This window comes from Nonomuraea coxensis DSM 45129 (genome assembly GCF_019397265.1).
GTDB lineage: Bacteria > Actinomycetota > Actinomycetes > Streptosporangiales > Streptosporangiaceae > Nonomuraea > Nonomuraea coxensis.
Genome location: NZ_CP068985.1, coordinates 5,877,552 through 5,893,144 on the forward strand (window position 1 = coordinate 5,877,552; position 15,593 = coordinate 5,893,144).

The 15,593-nt window shown below is 71.5% G+C and carries 14 protein-coding genes; 4 read left to right on the forward strand and 10 right to left on the reverse strand.

Features of this window, described 5'->3' with window-relative positions; genetic code table 11:
* Positions 1–58: 58 nt before the first annotated feature.
* From mltG to Nocox_RS27510, 7 genes are all read right to left on the reverse strand, one after another.
* Entirely contained in the window at positions 59–1,285 is a 1,227-nt protein-coding gene (gene mltG / locus Nocox_RS27480; RefSeq protein WP_020547121.1) for an endolytic transglycosylase MltG, read from the reverse strand.
* A gap of 574 nt (positions 1,286–1,859) precedes the next feature.
* A complete protein-coding gene (ruvX, locus tag Nocox_RS27485; protein ID WP_020547122.1) occupies positions 1,860–2,339 on the reverse strand; it encodes a Holliday junction resolvase RuvX in 480 nt (159 codons plus the stop codon).
* Positions 2,340–2,346: 7 nt separating this feature from the next.
* A complete protein-coding gene (alaS, locus tag Nocox_RS27490; RefSeq protein ID WP_020547123.1) occupies positions 2,347–5,019 on the reverse strand; it encodes an alanine--tRNA ligase in 2,673 nt (890 codons plus the stop codon).
* Positions 5,020–5,077: 58 nt separating this feature from the next.
* A complete protein-coding gene (locus Nocox_RS27495) occupies positions 5,078–5,311 on the reverse strand; it encodes a hypothetical protein (protein ID WP_020547124.1) in 234 nt (77 codons plus the stop codon).
* Positions 5,308–5,697, reverse strand: coding sequence for a DUF948 domain-containing protein (locus Nocox_RS27500; RefSeq protein WP_020547125.1), 390 nt, complete (start codon positions 5,695–5,697; stop codon positions 5,308–5,310). Before Nocox_RS27500 ends, Nocox_RS27495 begins: the two co-directional genes overlap by 4 nt.
* A gap of 63 nt (positions 5,698–5,760) precedes the next feature.
* Entirely contained in the window at positions 5,761–7,086 is a 1,326-nt protein-coding gene (locus Nocox_RS27505) for a replication-associated recombination protein A (protein WP_033411220.1), read from the reverse strand.
* Between the two features lie 9 nt (positions 7,087–7,095).
* Positions 7,096–7,344 carry a hypothetical protein gene (locus Nocox_RS27510; RefSeq protein WP_219495509.1) on the reverse strand — a complete coding sequence of 83 codons (249 nt, stop codon included), beginning with the start codon at positions 7,342–7,344 and terminating at the stop codon, positions 7,096–7,098.
* Positions 7,345–7,451: 107 nt separating this feature from the next.
* On the opposite strand from Nocox_RS27510, the gene Nocox_RS27515 reads away from it, so the two are divergent.
* A complete protein-coding gene (locus Nocox_RS27515; protein ID WP_020547128.1) occupies positions 7,452–8,348 on the forward strand; it encodes a peptidylprolyl isomerase in 897 nt (298 codons plus the stop codon).
* Positions 8,349–8,411: 63 nt separating this feature from the next.
* Here Nocox_RS27515 and aspS read toward each other — a convergent pair whose 3' ends face one another.
* Genes aspS through Nocox_RS27530 form a run of 3 tightly spaced genes read right to left on the reverse strand, consistent with a single transcriptional unit; the run spans position 8,412 to position 12,078 of the window.
* On the reverse strand, positions 8,412–10,145 hold the full coding sequence (aspS, locus tag Nocox_RS27520; RefSeq protein WP_020547129.1) for an aspartate--tRNA ligase: 1,734 nt from the start codon (positions 10,143–10,145) through the stop codon (positions 8,412–8,414).
* Positions 10,142–11,398 (reverse strand): histidine--tRNA ligase, encoded by a 1,257-nt coding sequence (hisS, locus tag Nocox_RS27525; RefSeq protein ID WP_020547130.1) that lies wholly within the window; start codon positions 11,396–11,398, stop codon positions 10,142–10,144. The genes aspS and hisS overlap by 4 nt, the downstream gene beginning before the upstream one ends.
* Positions 11,398–12,078 carry an MBL fold metallo-hydrolase gene (locus Nocox_RS27530; protein ID WP_020547131.1) on the reverse strand — a complete coding sequence of 227 codons (681 nt, stop codon included), beginning with the start codon at positions 12,076–12,078 and terminating at the stop codon, positions 11,398–11,400. Before Nocox_RS27530 ends, hisS begins: the two co-directional genes overlap by 1 nt.
* A gap of 138 nt (positions 12,079–12,216) precedes the next feature.
* Between Nocox_RS27530 and Nocox_RS27535 the strand changes: the two genes are divergently transcribed.
* The 3 genes from Nocox_RS27535 (at position 12,217) to Nocox_RS43300 (ending at position 15,588) form a co-directional block, all read left to right on the forward strand.
* Entirely contained in the window at positions 12,217–13,086 is an 870-nt protein-coding gene (locus tag Nocox_RS27535; RefSeq protein WP_246649560.1) for a peptidylprolyl isomerase, read from the forward strand.
* Between the two features lie 62 nt (positions 13,087–13,148).
* The gene (locus Nocox_RS27540) at positions 13,149–14,378 is read left to right on the forward strand and encodes a DUF349 domain-containing protein (RefSeq protein WP_026215153.1); all 1,230 of its coding nucleotides are present in this window, start codon (positions 13,149–13,151) and stop codon (positions 14,376–14,378) included.
* Positions 14,379–14,496: 118 nt separating this feature from the next.
* Entirely contained in the window at positions 14,497–15,588 is a 1,092-nt protein-coding gene (locus Nocox_RS43300; RefSeq protein ID WP_020547134.1) for a cupin domain-containing protein, read from the forward strand.
* Positions 15,589–15,593: the final 5 nt, after the last annotated feature.

Here is a 15,593-nt window from a genome sequence, read left to right on the forward strand (position 1 = left end):
AGGACATGTGCCCCATATTGCGACATTTGCGCGGGAGTGGAGGGAGTCCCGTCGAACATCAGCTCGTCCCGAGGTTCTTGTTCAACTCTTCCCGGTATCTCACGAACTCGCTCTCTTTGTTGGTGAATTTGGTGATTCTATGCGCCGGATCCGTCGTCACAAACCAGTGCCAATCGCCGTCCGCCGGGTTCAGAGCCGCCACCAGCGCCTTCGTGCCGGGATTGGCGATGGGGCCAGGAGGCAGCCCCTTGCGGCGGTAGGTGTTGTACGGAGAGTCCACCTTGGTGTCCTTCTCGCTCACTCTCAGCGTCCGTCGCTTCTGCGCGTACAGGACCGTGCTGTCGATCTCCAGCGGCGTGCCGCGCTGGAGCCGGTTGTAGATGACTCTGGCGATCTTGGGGTAGTCGGCGTCGGTGCCGCCCTCGGCCTGGATCATGCTGGCCACCGTGACGGCCTCCAGCGGCTTCAGGTGCACGCGGGCGGCCTGCTCGGCCAGGCGCAGCCTGCGCGCCTCGGCGCCGAACCGCTCCACCATCGCCGCCAGCACGTCCACGGGGCTGTCGCCCGGCTCGATCTCGTACGTGGCCGGGAACAGGAAACCCTCCAGGCCGGGCGCGTACGACGGCAGGCCGACCAGCCCCTTGTCCACCGCCAGGAAGTCCTTGAGCGGCAGGCCCGTCTGCTTGGCCAGGCGCTCCAGCACCTCGCTCACCCGCATGCCCTCCGGCACCGTCACCCGCTTGACGACCCGGGAGGCGGCGTCGAGCAGCAGGTCCAGCGCCGCCGTGGCGGCCATGCCCTTGCGCAGGCGGTAGGTGCCGGGACGCAGCCGTCCGGTCACCGCCCGGTCCTCGGTCGCGCGTACGAACGACTGCGCGCTCGCCACCACCCCGGCGTCGGCGAGCGCCGTGCCGATGGCCTGGGCGCTGGAACCGGGCGGGATGCGGACCGTCACCGCGCCCTCGCCCTTGCCCTCGAAGTCGGCGGGACTGAGGTACGGCTTGACCAGCGCGATGACGCCGACGCCGGCCGCGATCAACGCCACCGCCAGCCCGGCGGCCACCAGCCCCGCCTTCCGCACCGCCTTCCGCCGCCCGCCCTTCCCGGCCCCACCAGCCGTGCTGTCCGGCCCGCCTTCCCCGGTCCCGGCCGCCGTGCTGCTGGGCCCGCCCTCCTCGGCCGCCGCCGGACTGCCGTCCTGGCCGGAGGGCGCGGCCTCCTCGGCCGTACGACCGGCGGGCCCGACGCCCGTGCTCCGGCCCTCAGCCGCAGGGCGCTCGCCCACGTCGGCTGTTCCCGGCCTCTTACCCCCACCCTGGACCGCTGCCGCATCGCCGCCCTGGCTATGGGCGATCTCATCCGCGTCAGCAGAGCCATCGGTCAGGCCGCGGGAGGTCTCATCCGCGGGCGCGTAGCCCCGGCTCACGCCGGTCGGCGCCGTGGCGTCGCTCTGGCTTCCGGGTGTGGGGACGGCTTGTCCTCTCGCATGGGCAGACCCGCCCACCTCACCTGAATGAGCGCCCGGAGCCTCCGCAACCGGCCCGTCACCGTACGGCTGGTCACCCGGAGCCGCCCCGACCAGCCCATCTGCGTACGATTCGTCGCCCGGAGCCGCCCCGACCAGCCCGTCACCGGAGAATCCGTCAGCCGGGGCCGGGGGCGTTTCCGGGAGGGCGGTGTCCGTCGCCTCGGCAGCAGCCGGCTCCGGAGAGCCGTCCTCGAAGTCGTCGTCCACCGCGCTGAACGGGATCAGGTCATCGCTGTCGTCCTGCTCCTCGGGCAGGCGGCCGTCCGGCGTCCCGTTCACGGCGCCACCACCCCGGCGCCCGCCGCGCTTCCCCGCCCCGTGCGCCGCCGGCTCATTGGGCAGGTCCGTCGGCCGCCTGGGGCGGTTCGACGGGCCTGCCTGGTGGTCTGTCGGTGGCGCGTTCGGAGTCGAGCGCGTCCTGCAGCAGCACGACGGCCGCCGCCTGGTCGACGACGCCCCGCTGCTTCTTGGCCTTGACGCCGCTGGCCCGGAGGCTGTGCTGGGCGGCGACCGTGGTCAGCCGCTCGTCGAACAGCCGGACGGGCGTCGGCGCGAGCCGGGCGGCGAGCCGCTCCGCGTAGGCGCGGGCCAGCTCCGCCGCCTGCCCTTCGCGCCCGGACAGCGACCGGGGCAGCCCGACGACGACCTCGATCGCCTCGTGCTCGGCGACGATCGCCGCGATGCGGTCGAGGTCGCCCTTGCCACGCCGGACGGTCTCGACCGGCGTGGCCAGCATCCCCGAGGGGTCGCTGCGGGCCACGCCGACGCGCACGGAGCCGACGTCCACGCCGATCCGTGAACCGAACCTCATGTCAGCGTCAGCCGAGCTGACCCGCGATGGCCTCATCGACCAGGCGCAACGCCTCGCCGATCGCCTCCGGTCGCGTGCCACCGCCCTGCGCGACATCGTCCTTGCCGCCACCGCCACCCCCAAGAGCCTTGGCGGCGACGCCGACCAGCTGCCCGGCCTTGAGCCCGCGCTCGCGCCCCGCCTCGTTGACCGCGGCAACCACCACAGGCCGGTCGGAGGGGACACCGGCGATCACGACGACCGCCGGGCTGTCGGACGGGAACCTGCCACGCACATCAAGCGCGAGCTTACGCAGATCATCGGCGCCGGTGCCATCAGGCGCGCGGTGTGTCACGACGGAGGCGCCGCGCTGGTCACGGGCCCGCGCCACCAGCTCGCCCGCCACCGCGAGCACCTGCGCCGAGCGCAGCCTCTCCAGCTCCTTCTCGGCCGTGCGCAGCCGGGTGACGATGCCGTCGATGCGCTCGGGCAGCTCCTCGCGGCGGGCCTTGAGCTGCTCGCTGAGCTGGTGGACCAGCACGCTCTCGCGCGCCAGGAAGCGGAAGGCGTCGATGCCGACCAGCGCCTCGACGCGGCGCACGCCCGCGCCGACCGACTGCTCGCCGAGCACCTTGACCAGGCCGAGCTGGCCGGAGCTGTGGACGTGGGTGCCGCCGCACAGCTCGCGCGAGTAGTCGCCGATCTCGACCACGCGGACCTCGTCGCCGTACTTCTCGCCGAACATGGCGAGCGCGCCCATCGCCCGCGCCTCCGCCTGGGAGGTGTAGAAGGCGTTGACCTTGAGGTCGTTGATGAGCACCGCGTTGACCTCGTCCTCGACGTCGCGCAGCACGCTCGGCGGCACCGCGCCGGCCGCGGTGAAGTCGAAGCGGAAGCGGCCGGGTGAGTTCTCGGAGCCGGCCTGCGCCGCCGTCTCGCCGAGCGCGTTCTTGAAGCCGCGGTGGACGAGGTGGGTGGCGCTGTGGCTGCGCGAGATCGCGCGGCGGCGTTCGAGGTCGATCTCCGCCTGCGCCTCGTCGCCGACCTTGAGCTCGCCGCTGCGGACCTTGCCGCGGTGGACGATGAGCCCGGAGAGCGGCTGCTGCACGTCGGTGATCTCCACCTCGGCACCGCCGGTGCGGATGACGCCCTGGTCGGCGAGCTGGCCGCCGCCCTCGGCGTAGAACGGGGTGCGCGCGAGCACGACCTCGATCGTGGTGCCCGCGCCCGCCGACGGGACGGACGCCCCGTCGACCAGGATGCCGACGACGCTCGTGTCGGCCTCGGTGTGGTCGTAGCCGAGGAACTCGACCTTGCCCGCCGCCTCCAGCATGTGGCCGAACACCGAGATGTCGGCGTTGCCGGTCTTCTTCGCCGCGGCGTCGGCCTTGGCCCGCTGCCGCTGCTCCTTCATGAGCCGGCGGAAACCCTCCTCGTCGACCTTGAGCCCCTGCTCGGCCGCCATCTCCAGGGTGAGGTCGATCGGGAAGCCGTAGGTGTCGTGGAGCTGGAACGCCTGCTGGCCGGACAGCGTGCTGCCGGACTTGCGCTTGGTCTCCTCGACGGCCACGTCGAAGATCGCGGTGCCGGTGCGCAGCGTGCCGAGGAAGCTCGCCTCCTCGGCGTCGATGACCGCGTGGATCTGCGGCGCGTCGACCTTGAGCTCGGGGTACTGCTCGCCCATGACGTTGATCGCGACGTCGGTGAGCTCGTGCATGTAGCGCTCGTCGCCGGAGCCGAGCAGGCGCAGGTTGCGCACGGAGCGGCGCAGGATGCGGCGCAGGACGTAGCCGCGGCCCTCGTTGCCGGGCAGGACGCCGTCGGCGACCAGCATGGTGCCGGTGCGCACGTGGTCGGCGACCACCCGCAGGCTCACGTCGGAGCGGCGGTCGCGGCCGTAACGGGTCTTGGTGAGCTCGGCCGCCTTGTCGAGGATCTTGTAGGTGGTGTCGATCTCGTAGATGTTGTCGACGCCCTGCAGGATCGCCGCCATGCGCTCCAGGCCCATGCCGGTGTCGATGTTCTTGGTCGGCAGCTCGCCCGCTATGTCGAAGTCGACCTTGCTGCGGACCGCGCTGAGCTGGTACTGCATGAAGACGAGGTTCCAGACCTCGAGGTAGCGGTCCTCGTCGGCGACGGGGCCGCCCTCCTTGCCGTATTCGGGGCCGCGGTCGTAGTAGATCTCCGAGCAGGGGCCGCCGGGGCCGGGCACGCCCATGTGCCAGTAGTTGTCCTCCAGGCCGCGGCGCTGGATGCGGTGCTCGGGCAGGCCGACCTTGTTGCGCCAGATGTCGTACGCCTCGTCGTCCTCGAGGTAGACCGTCGCCCACAGCTTGTCCTCGGGGAAGCCGAAGCCGCCGTCGGACTCGGAGCGGGTCAGCAGCTCCCAGGCGAACGGGATCACCTCGGCCTTGAAGTAGTCGCCGAAGGAGAAGTTGCCGAGCATCTGGAAGAACGTCGCGTGCCTGGTGGTCTTGCCGACCTCTTCGATGTCGGGCGTGCGGACGCACTTCTGGGCGGTGGCCAGCCGGGACGCCGGAGGCTTGCGCTGCCCCAGGAAGTACGGCTTGAACGGCGCCATACCGGCCGGAACCAGGAGAAGCGTGGGGTCCTCTGCGATCAGGCTGGCCGAGGGCACTATCTTGTGCCCACGCTCCTCGAAGAAGCGCAGGAAGCGGCGCGCGATCTCTGCCGACTCCATGGTGGCCATCCTTTGCGTAGTCGTCGTGTTGGGTCGAACGGTCTGTCAGCGGCTGTGTCTAGCGGGCGGTGTCTTCAGCCTGGTCGAGCCCGAGGCGTGCCCGCAACTCGGTTTCGCGCGCCGCGGCCTCGCCGAGCGCGTCCGAGGTAAAGTCTCTCACCTGCTGGAGCATGCCCGCCGCCCCGGCCGCCGTGCGGCGGGCGACGTGGTCGGGGTGCAGCGCCTGCAGGCGGCGCATCACCCAGAAGGCGAGGAACGCGCCGAGCGACAGGTAGAACAGCCGGCGGATCATCTGACCCGCCTCGTCCGCCCGCCGCCGCGCCGGGCCGGCCTGCGGGCCTCGATGGCCCGGCGCACGCCGTAGCCCAGCGAGGACACCTTGATCAGCGGGCCGGTGAACATGGTGTCGGTGACCGCGCTCAGCCGTGCGGCGTGGCCGCTGACCTGCTTGACGTCCTTGGCGATGGCCTCGACGGCCATGAGCTGCCTGTTGGTCTCGTTGACGGTCAGGCTGACGTCGTCGAGCAGCGGCGTGAGGCGGTGGTTGAGCTCGGTGACCGCCTTGGTGGTCGCCTTGAGCAGCCGGGCGAGCTTGACGAGGACCATGGCCAGCACGCAGACCAGGACCACCCAGCCGGTGGCGGCGATCAGACCGGCGACCTCTCCGGCGGTTAGCATCCGCTCATCTCCCTTGTGCGCTGGGCCGGAACGGCACGACCCTATCGCGTCCCGCCGACAACGTTACTGAGGACCGCGAGGCGTCAGGGGTCCACCGCGCAGGAAGTCGCGGATCTTGGCCCAGCGCTCGGCGACCGGAGCCTCGGCTCCGTGCCGGGTGGGCTCGTAGTAGCGCCGCTCGCGCACCTGCTCGGGCGCGTAGTCCTGGCGGACGAGCCCGTGCTCGAAGTCGTGCGGGTATTTGTAGCCCTCGCCGTGGCCGAGCTTGGCGGCTCCGCCGTAGTGGGCGTCGCGCAGATGGCCGGGCACCTGGCCGATCAGACCCTTGCGGACGTCGCCGATCGCCGCGCCGATGGCCTTGACGACCGCGTTGGACTTGGGGGCCAGCGCGCAGTGGATGACCGCGTGCGCCAGGTTGATCTGCCCCTCGGGCAGGCCGATGAGCTGGACGGCCTGCGCGGCGGCGACGGCGGTCTGCAGGCAGGTGGGGTCGGCCATGCCGACGTCCTCGCTGGCGAAGATGACGATGCGGCGGGCGATGAAGCGGGGGTCCTCGCCGGCCTCGATCATCCGGGCGAGGTAGTGGAGCGCGGCGTCGGCGTCGGAGCCGCGCATCGACTTGATGAAGGCGCTGATCACGTCGTAGTGCTGGTCGCCCTGCCGGTCGTAGCGCACCGCGGCCTTGTCGACGGCCTTCTCGACGACCTCGACGGTGATGTCCTCGGCCAGCAGCGCCGCCGCCTCCAGGTAGGTCAGCGACCGCCGGGCATCGCCGCCCGCGAGGCGTACGAGGTGCTCCAGCGCCTCGGGAGCGAGCCGGTGCCGCCCGCCGAGCCCGCGCGGCTCGGCCACCGCCCGCTCCAGGACGGCGCGGATGTCGTCGTCGGACAGCGATTCGAGGGTGAGCAGGAGCGAGCGCGACAGCAGCGGCGAGATGACGGAGAAGAACGGGTTCTCGGTGGTGGCGCCGATGAAGGTGACCCAGCGGTTCTCCACGGCGGGCAGCAGGGCGTCCTGCTGGGCCTTGTTGAAGCGGTGGACCTCGTCCACGAACAGCACGGTCTGGCGGCCGGTCATGCCCAGCTCGCGGCGGGCGTTGTCGATGGCCGCGCGGACGTCCTTGACCCCGGCGGAGACGGCGGAGATCTCCACGAAACGGCGCTGGGTGACGTTGGAGACGACGTAGGCGAGCGTGGTCTTGCCGGTGCCCGGCGGCCCCCACAGGAACAGCGACATGGGGGCTTCGCTCTCGACCAGGCGGCGCAGCGGGGTGCCGGAGCCGAGCAGGTGGCGCTGGCCGATCACCTCGTCGAGCGTGCGCGGGCGCATGCGCACCGCCAGGGGCTGCGGGGTGGCGTCCTCGGCCGCCGAGTCGAACAAGCTGTCCACAACGCGAGATTACAGGCCCCAAACAGCCCTCGCGCCCGAGTCCCCGGCCAGGAAGCAGGCGTAGCCGGCCGCGGCTGCCAGCGCGAGCGTGAGCCCGGACAGGGTCACCGAGACGGGGCGGCCGAACCGGTCACGCCCGACGGAGTCGCGGGCCGGGCGGGTGGCGTACACCAGCAGCAGCGTGACGGCGGCCAGGCCGAGCGCCGTCAGCAGCAGGGGCGTGGCGTGGCTGGAGCACGACAAGGTTCGCGGCCCCACCAGTCGCATGTCACGGCTTTTGCCACTTACGTCCGGCACATACCGAGGGCCGGTAGCATGCGCGGAGTTGTTTGGTCATGTGTCGGCAAAGATGAAGGAGACATGCGGTGAGCGGCGAAGACCGCAAGAGCGACCTCGCGCGGGAGCACAAGGAGCGGCAGGAGAAGCGCGCGGCGGCCGAGGGCTCCTCCAAGGCGAAGCGGAACGCCTTCATCGGCGCGGGCGTGGCTGTGGTGGTGGTGGCCGGCGGCATCTTCGCCGCGACCACGCTGAGCGGCGGCGACGGCACTGATCCGGCCGCGGCGGAGAGCTCGGCGTCGGCCTCGGCCTCGGCCTCGCCCTCGGCGTCGTTGCCGATCGCGCCGACGAAGACCGCGGCGGCGGGGCCGGTGACGTGCACGTACAAGCGTGACGACTCCGTCCCGAACAAGTTCGTGGGCCTGCCGGGCAAGAAGCCCAACATGAAGCTGAAGAAGATGACGATCAACTTCAACCGCGGCAAGGTCGTCGTCGACCTGATGACGGACGCGGCCCCGTGCACCGTCAACTCGCTCAGCTTCCTCAGCAAGAAGCACTTCTACGACAACATGAAGTGCCACCGGCTGGTCACCCCGGACGTCGCCGGCGTGCACCTGCTGCAGTGCGGCGACCCGCAGGCCAAGGCCGACGGCAAGAACCCGACCGACGGCCAGGGCACCTCGGGCTACGTGTACGCCGACGAGAACGTCGAGATCCCGCCGGCCAAGGGCGTGGTCTTCATGTCCCAGCCGGGTGACGCGATGGGCCAGAACAACAGCCAGTTCGTCTTCTCGCTGTCGGACGAGAACACGCAGCTCGGCGCGGGCTTCTCCACCGTCGGCGTAGTCAGCGAGGGCCTGGACATGCTGGTCGGCCTGGCCAAGGACGGCCAGGACCTCATCGTGAACGAGGCCGACATCACCGGCGACGGCGGCACCACGGCGCCCAAGAAGCCGGTCATCATCAAGAACATCACGTTCTCCTGACCGGCGCGCGGAAGAAGCCGGCGGGGCGCTCGCCCCGCCGGCTTCTCGCATGCCTGGCCCGGATCAGTCCTGGCGCGGCTGGGCGTCGACGCCCGCCTCCTTGCGCTGCCCCGCCGTGATGGGCGTGGGCGCGCCGGTCAGCGGGTCGAAGCCGGAGGCCGTCTTGGGGAAGGCGATGACGTCGCGGATCGAGTCGCCGCCGGCCAGCAGCATGCAGATGCGGTCCCAGCCGTAGGCGATGCCGCCGTGCGGCGGCGGGCCGTACTTGAACGCCTCCAGCAGGAAGCCGAACTTGCTCTCGGCCTCCTCCTTGGAGATGCCGAGCACGTCGAAGACACGCTGCTGCATCTCGGCCCGGTGGATACGGATCGAGCCGCCGCCGATCTCCATGCCGTTGCAGACCATGTCGTAGGCGTAGGCCAGCGCCTCGCCCGGGTGGTCCTGGAAGTTGTCGGCCCACTCGGGCTTGGGGCCGGTGAACGGGTGGTGCACGGCCGTCCAGCCGCCCTCGCCGTCCTCCTCGAACATGGGGGCGTCCACGACCCACAGGAACGACCACTGCGACTCGTCGATGAGCCCGCAGCGGCGGCCGATCTCCAGCCGGGCCGCGCCGAGCAGGTCGCGGGAGGCGGTGCGGGCGCCCGCGGCGAAGAAGATCGCGTCACCGGGGGCGGCGCCGACCTTGACGGCCAGCCCGGACAGCTCCTCCTCCGAGAGGTTCTTGGCGACCGGGCCGCCGAGCGTGCCGTCCTCCTGCACCAGCACGTAGGCCAGGCCCTTGGCGCCGCGCGAGCGGGCCCACTCCTGCCAGCCGTCGAGCTCCTTGCGGGTCTGCGAGGCGCCGCCCGGCATGACGACCGCGCCGACGTAGTCGGCCTGGAAGACGCGGAAGGTGGTGCCGGCGAAGTAGTCGGTCATCTCTACCAGCTCCTGGCCGAAGCGCAGGTCGGGCTTGTCGGAGCCGTAGCGGGCCATGGCCTCGGCGTACGTCATGCGCGGCAGCGGCGTCGGCAGCTCGTAGCCGGCGAGCTCCCGCCACAGGCGGGCGATCAGCGTCTCGCCGACCTGGATGACGTCCTCCTGGTCGACGAAGGACATCTCGACGTCGATCTGGGTGAACTCCGGCTGCCGGTCGGCGCGCAGGTCCTCGTCGCGGTAGCACTTGGCGAGCTGGTAGTAGCGCTCCAGGCCGGCGACCTGGAGGAGCTGCTTGAACAGCTGCGGCGACTGCGGGAGGGCGTACCAGTTGCCGGGCTGCAGGCGCACGGGGACGAGGAAGTCGCGGGCGCCCTCGGGCGTGGAGCGGGTCAGCGTCGGGGTCTCGACGTAGACGAAGCCGAGCTCGTTCATGACCTCGTTGGCGAGGTAGGTGGCCTTGGAGCGCACCCGCATGGCGTGCGCCACCTGCTGGCGGCGCACGTCGAGGTAGCGGTACTTCAGCCGCGCCTCCTCCGACACCCCCACGTTGCCCTCGATCGGGAACGGCAGCGGCGCCGACTCGCTCAGCACCTCGACGGTGTCGGCGACGACCTCGATCTTCCCGGTGGGCAGCTCGGGGTTCTCGTTGCCCTCCGGGCGCAGGCGCACCTCGCCGACGACCTTCACGCAGTATTCGGCGCGCAGGTCGTGGGCGTGGTCCTCCTCGCGGAAGACCACCTGCGCCGAGCCGGAGGCGTCACGCAGGTCGATGAAGACCACGCCGCCATGGTCGCGGCGGCGGGCCACCCAGCCCGCGAGCGTCACCTTCTGCCCGGCGTGCTCCTCGCGGAGCGACCCGGCCGTATGCGTGCGGATCACTGCACTTTCCCCTTCAAGACGTCCACGACCTGGGCCAGCGGCACCTCGGTCTGGTCTGCTGTGGTCAGGTCCTTCACCTGCACGGCCCGGGCGGCGAGGTCGCGCTCGCCCAGGATCAGCGCGAAGCGCGCGCCGGAACGGTCGGCTCCCTTCATCGCGCCCTTGAGCCCCTTGCCGCCGAAGGCCATGTCGGCGGCGACGCCGGCCGCGCGCAGCTCGTTCACGAGGGTGAACATGGCGCGGGCCGCTTCGTCGCCCAGCGCCACACCGTACACCTCGCAGCGGGCGGGGGTGTCGGGCTCGACGCCCTCGCGCTCCAGGGCGATGACGGTGCGGTCGAGGCCGAGCCCGAAGCCGATGCCGGGCAGCGCGGGCCCGCCGATGGCCTCGGACAGGCCGTCGTAGCGGCCGCCGCCGCCGATGCCCGACTGCGCGCCGAGCAGCGGGTGGTCGAACTCGAACGTGGTGCGCGTGTAGTAGTCGAGCCCGCGCACCAGCCGCGGGGAGTCCTCCCACGGGATGCCGAGGTCGGCCAGGAGCTGCTTGACCCGGTCGTGGTAGGACTTGCAGCCGGCGCACAGGTGGTCGCCGATGAGCGGCGCGTCCGTGAGCTGCTCCTGCACCTCGGGCCGCTTGTCGTCGAGCACGCGCAGCGGGTTGATCTCGATGCGGGCGCGGGTGGCCTCGTCGAGGTCGAGCGCGCGCAGGAACTCCTGCAGCCGCGCCCGGTAGATCGGGCGGCACTCGCGGCAGCCCAGCGAGTTGAGCAGCAGGCGGACCCGGGTGAGGCCGAGCGTGGTGTACCACTGCCAGGCCAGCGCGATGGTCTCGGCGTCGACGGCGGGGTCCTCGCTGCCGATGGCCTCCAGGTCGAGCTGGTAGAACTGGCGGTAGCGGCCCTCCTGGGGCGCCTCGGCGCGGAAGACCGGCCCGTCGGTCCACACCTTGACCGGCAGCTGGCCGCGGTGCAGGCCGTGCTCCAGCACCGCGCGCAGCACGCCGGCGGTGAACTCCGGGCGCAGCGTGAGCGAGCGTCCGCCGCGGTCGGTGAAGGTGTACATCTCCTTGCTCACGACGTCGGTGGACTCGCCGACGCCACGGGCGAAGAGCTGGGTGTCCTCGAAGACCGCGGTCTCGAGGTAGGAGTAGCCCGCGCGCCTGGCCGTCCCGGCGAACGCGGCGCGGATCGCGTAGAACGTCGACGCCTGCGGCGGGACGTATTCCTTGACGCCTTTTGGTGCTTGGAAGCTCATTAGATCCCTCGTGTGGGACCGGCGTGCGGCGCTGCTTCCTTCAGGTAGGGGTTGGTCGCGCGCTCGCGGCCGATCGTGGTCTGTGGTCCGTGGCCCGGCAACACGACCGTATCGTCCGGCAGCGGCAGACACTTGGTAGCCAGGCTGCGCAGGATGGTCGGGTAGTCGCCGCCGGGAAGATCGGTGCGGCCGATGGAGCCGGCGAACAGCAGGTCGCCCGAGAACATCACGTCGTCCGAGGGCAGCCGGAAGCTCACCGACCCCCTGGTATGGCCGGGGGTGTGGTCCACGACCAGCTCCAGGCCGGCCAGCTCCAGCGTGGCGCCGTCGGTCAGCTCGCGCACGTCGCCCGGCTCGCTCAGCGTGATGCCGCCGAACAGCGCGGCGCTCTCGCGGGAGAAGGCGGCGCCGGGGTCACTGAGCAGGTGGCGGTCGTCCGGGTGGATCCAGGCCGGCACGTCGCGGGCGCCGCAGACGGGGGCCACCGACCAGACGTGGTCGAGGTGGCCGTGGGTGAGGACCACGGCGACCGGCTTGAGCCGGTGCTCGCGCAGCAGGTCGTCGACGCCTTCGACGGCGTCCTGGCCCGGATCGACGATCACGCACTCCTCGCCGGCCGCGGGCGCGACGACGTAACAGTTGGTCTGGAAGCCCCCTGCGGGGAAGCCGGCGATGAGCATCTGCCTCAGGTGATCTCGTCGAAAAGCCAATGGGAATGTAACCGAAGGGTACCGGTGCGGGTCGCCGGGCTGCGAATCATTACCCGTTGGCCGATACGATTCGCCCACCTTGGTTGATTGACTATGGGAGGCAAAGCGGTGGCCACGGGGAAGGACCGGCAGAAGCAGCTGGCGCGTGAGCACTACGAGCGGCAGATGCAGCGCCGTCTCGAGCGCGAGCAGAAGGCCAAGCGCACGGCGATCATCGGCTCGACGGTGGGCGTGGTGATCGTGGTCGGCGGAATCGTGGCCGCGGTCGCGCTCCTGGGCGGCGGCGACACGGGCACGGAGGCGGCCTCATCGCCGAGCGCCTCGGCGGCCGAGACCGCCTCGGCCTCGGCGAGCACGGGGCCCAAGCCGTACGACGCGGCCACGGGCACCTGCGACTACGTCAAGGACACCACCGGCGGCGCGGTCAAGGACGTCGGCATGCCGCCGGCGAAGGTCAAGACCACTCCCGCCAAGAAGACGATGACGCTCAGCACCAACCTGGGCGACGTCGTGGTCGAGCTCGACAACGCCAAGGCCCCCTGCACGACCAACTCGCTGGAGTTCCTGGCGAAGAAGAAGTACTACGACGGCAGCAAGTGCCACCGGCTGGGCAGCGACAAGTTCCCGATGCTGCAGTGCGGCGACCCGACCGCCAAGGCCGACGGCAAGAGCCAGGACGGCGCGGGCGGCCCCGGCTACGTGATGGCCGAGGAGAATCTCGACGGAGCCCAGTACAAGCGCGGTGTCATGGCGATGGCCAAGACCAACGCGCCCGGCACCACGGGAAGCCAGTTCTTCCTGGTGTTCGGTGACATCCAGCTCACCCCTGATTACACGCCTGTGGGTACGATCACGAAGGGTCTCGACATCCTGGACAAGGTGAACAAAGCGGGCGTCATTGCCGACATGGGCGACGGGACCGGCGCACCGAAGGAAACCATGGAAATCAAAGACGTGACATTCGCCAGCAAGAGCTGACGTAATACAAACTAGGGACGAAGTAGTCCCGAAGGGTCTGATGGAGAGTGCGGGAGGACACGGTGAGCACCGACCCGTGGGGCCGGGTAGACGACGACGGCACCGTCTACGTGCGTACGGCTGAGGGAGAACGGGCCGTCGGCTCCTGGCAGGCCGGTGAACCCGAAGAGGCACTGGCCTACTTCCATCGCAAGTACGACGAGCTGGCGGGCCAGGTTCAGCTGCTCGAACAGCGCGTACGGGGCACCGACCTGGCTCCGGCGCAGGCCGAGGCCGGCATCGCCAAGCTGCGCGAGGCGGTCGCCGACGCGCACGCGATCGGCGACCTGCAGGCGCTGACGGCGCGCCTCGACGGCCTGACCGAGCTGGTCGCCCAGCGCCGTGAGGAGGTCAAGGCGGCCCGCGAGCAGGCGCGCGCCGAGGCGAGGACGGTCAAGGAGCGCATCGTCGCCGAGGCCGAGCGCATCGCGGACGAGACCACCCACTGGAAGTCCGGCGGCGAGCGGCTGCGCCAGCTCGTCGAGGAGTGGAAGGCCGCCGACCGCATCGACCGGGTCACCGAGGCCGCGCTGTGGAAGCGGCTCTCCGCCGCCCGCACGGCCTTCGCCAAGCGGCGCAAGCAGTACTTCGCCGGCCTGGACGAGCAGCGCGAGGGCGTGCGCGCGGCCAAGGAGCGCATCGTCGCCGAGGCCGAGATGCTGGCCGGCTCCACCGACTGGGGCCCCACCGCGGCGGTCTACCGCGAGCTGATGCAGCAGTGGAAGAGCGCAGGCCGGGCCTCCCGCGAGGTGGAGGACGAGCTGTGGGGCCGCTTCAAGGCCGCCCAGGACCAGTTCTTCCAGGCCCGTTCCGCGGTCTTCGCCGAGCGCGACGCCTCGCTGGCCGCCAACGCGCACGTCAAGGAGGAACTGCTGGCCGAGGCGGAGAAGATCCTGCCGGTCACGGACGCCCGCGCGGCCCGCGCCGCGCTGCGTCACCTCCTGGAGCGCTGGGAGGCCGCGGGCCCGGTGCCGCGCGAGCAGCGCGACCGGCTGGAGGGCGGTCTGCGCCGCGTGGACGAGGCCGTGCGCAAGGCCGAGGACGCCGAGTGGAAGCGCTCCAACCCCGAGGCGAGAGCCCGCGCGCAGAGCACGGTCGACCAGCTGCGCACCTCGATCGAGCAGCTGGAGAAGCGGCTGTCGAAGGCGCAGGCGGCCGGCCGCGCCAAGGACGTCAAGGAGGCCGAGGAGGCCCTGATCGCCCGCCGCTCCTGGCTGGAGGAGGCCGAGCGCACGCTGGCCGAGTTCAGCTGACCCGCGGGTGAGGCGTGCCGGCCCCAACCGGCCGAACCGCCGCATCACGGCCCTGCTTTCCGCCCGATCACGGGGAATCGGGCGGCACGCGGCCCATCCCGCGATCTAGGCTGACCGCATGGATCCGGTCAGTGTCGCGCGTGCGCTCGTCGAGGAGCTGTTCCCCGGCGCCCTGTACGCCTTCGTCGGCGGCAGCGTGCTCACCGAGCGCCGCACCAGCACCTCCGACCTCGACGTCGTCGTGGTGCTCGACGGCCTGCCCACCCCCTACCGCGAGTCGCTGCGCTGGCGGGGCTGGCCGGTGGAGCTGTTCGTCAACAGCGAGACGAGCCTGCGCGCCCACCTCGACCGCGACTTCGACCGGCGGCAGCCGAGCCTGGCGCGCATGTGCGCCGAGGGCGCGGTGCTGACCGACCGCACCGGCGGCCGGGCCAGCGACCTGCAGGCGGCGCTGGGCGAGCGCCTGGCGGCCGGGCCGGGCGGGCTGAGCGACGGCGAGGCCGCGCGGGCCCGCTACGTGCTGTCCGACCTGCTGGACGACCTCGCGGGCGCGGGCGATCCCGGCGAGCGGGCGTTCGTCGCCTGGCAGGTGGTGCAGGACACCGCCCGCCTCGCGCTCGGGTTCGGGCGGCGCTGGCAGGGCAGCGGCAAATGGCTGCTGCGGGAGCTGCGCGCGCACGACCCCGAACTGGCCGAGCGCCTGCTGGACGCCCGCGACGACCCCGCCCGCCTGACCGCCGTCGCCTCCGGCGTCCTGGAACGGGCGGGAGGGCGCCTCTGGGAGGGTTACCGGATCGAGGGCGACCCCTTCCACCGGCCCCTCCGTCACGTGCCCTCAGGGACGCTCTCGGACGAGACCGCGCAGAGCCCCGGCATGCGCAGGCTGGCCGCTGTCAGCGGCGCGAGCGCCGGCTCCGAGCGGCTGTGGATGGGCCAGACGCACGTCGCGCCCGCCACCCGCTCCGCCGACCACCACCACGGGGCCTCCGAGACCGCGATCTACGTGGTCAGCGGCACGCCGTCCTTCGTGTTCCTGCGCGACGGCGAGGAGGTGCGGCTGGAGACCGGGCCCGGCGACTACGTGTTCGTGCCGCCGTACGTGCCGCACCGCGAGGAGAACCCCGACCCCGAGCGGGAGGCCGTGGTCGTCATCGCGCGCAGCACCCAGGAGGCCGTCGTGGTCAACCTCCCCGACCTGCGGCCCCGCTGAGGAGC

Excerpts from the sequence above, each read along its gene's own strand:
- Nocox_RS27495 (WP_020547124.1), bottom strand. The coding sequence starts at position 5,311 with ATGATCCGCCGGCTGTTCTACCTGTCGCTCGGCGCGTTCCTCGCCTTC.
- ruvX (WP_020547122.1), bottom strand. The coding sequence starts at position 2,339 with ATGAGGTTCGGTTCACGGATCGGCGTGGACGTCGGCTCCGTGCGCGTC.
- Nocox_RS27530 (WP_020547131.1), bottom strand. The coding sequence starts at position 12,078 with ATGCTCATCGCCGGCTTCCCCGCAGGGGGCTTCCAGACCAACTGTTAC.
- alaS (WP_020547123.1), bottom strand. The coding sequence starts at position 5,019 with ATGGAGTCGGCAGAGATCGCGCGCCGCTTCCTGCGCTTCTTCGAGGAG.
- hisS (WP_020547130.1), bottom strand. The coding sequence starts at position 11,398 with ATGAGCTTCCAAGCACCAAAAGGCGTCAAGGAATACGTCCCGCCGCAG.
- Nocox_RS43300 (WP_020547134.1), top strand. The coding sequence starts at position 14,497 with ATGGATCCGGTCAGTGTCGCGCGTGCGCTCGTCGAGGAGCTGTTCCCC.
- Nocox_RS27500 (WP_020547125.1), bottom strand. The coding sequence starts at position 5,697 with ATGCTAACCGCCGGAGAGGTCGCCGGTCTGATCGCCGCCACCGGCTGG.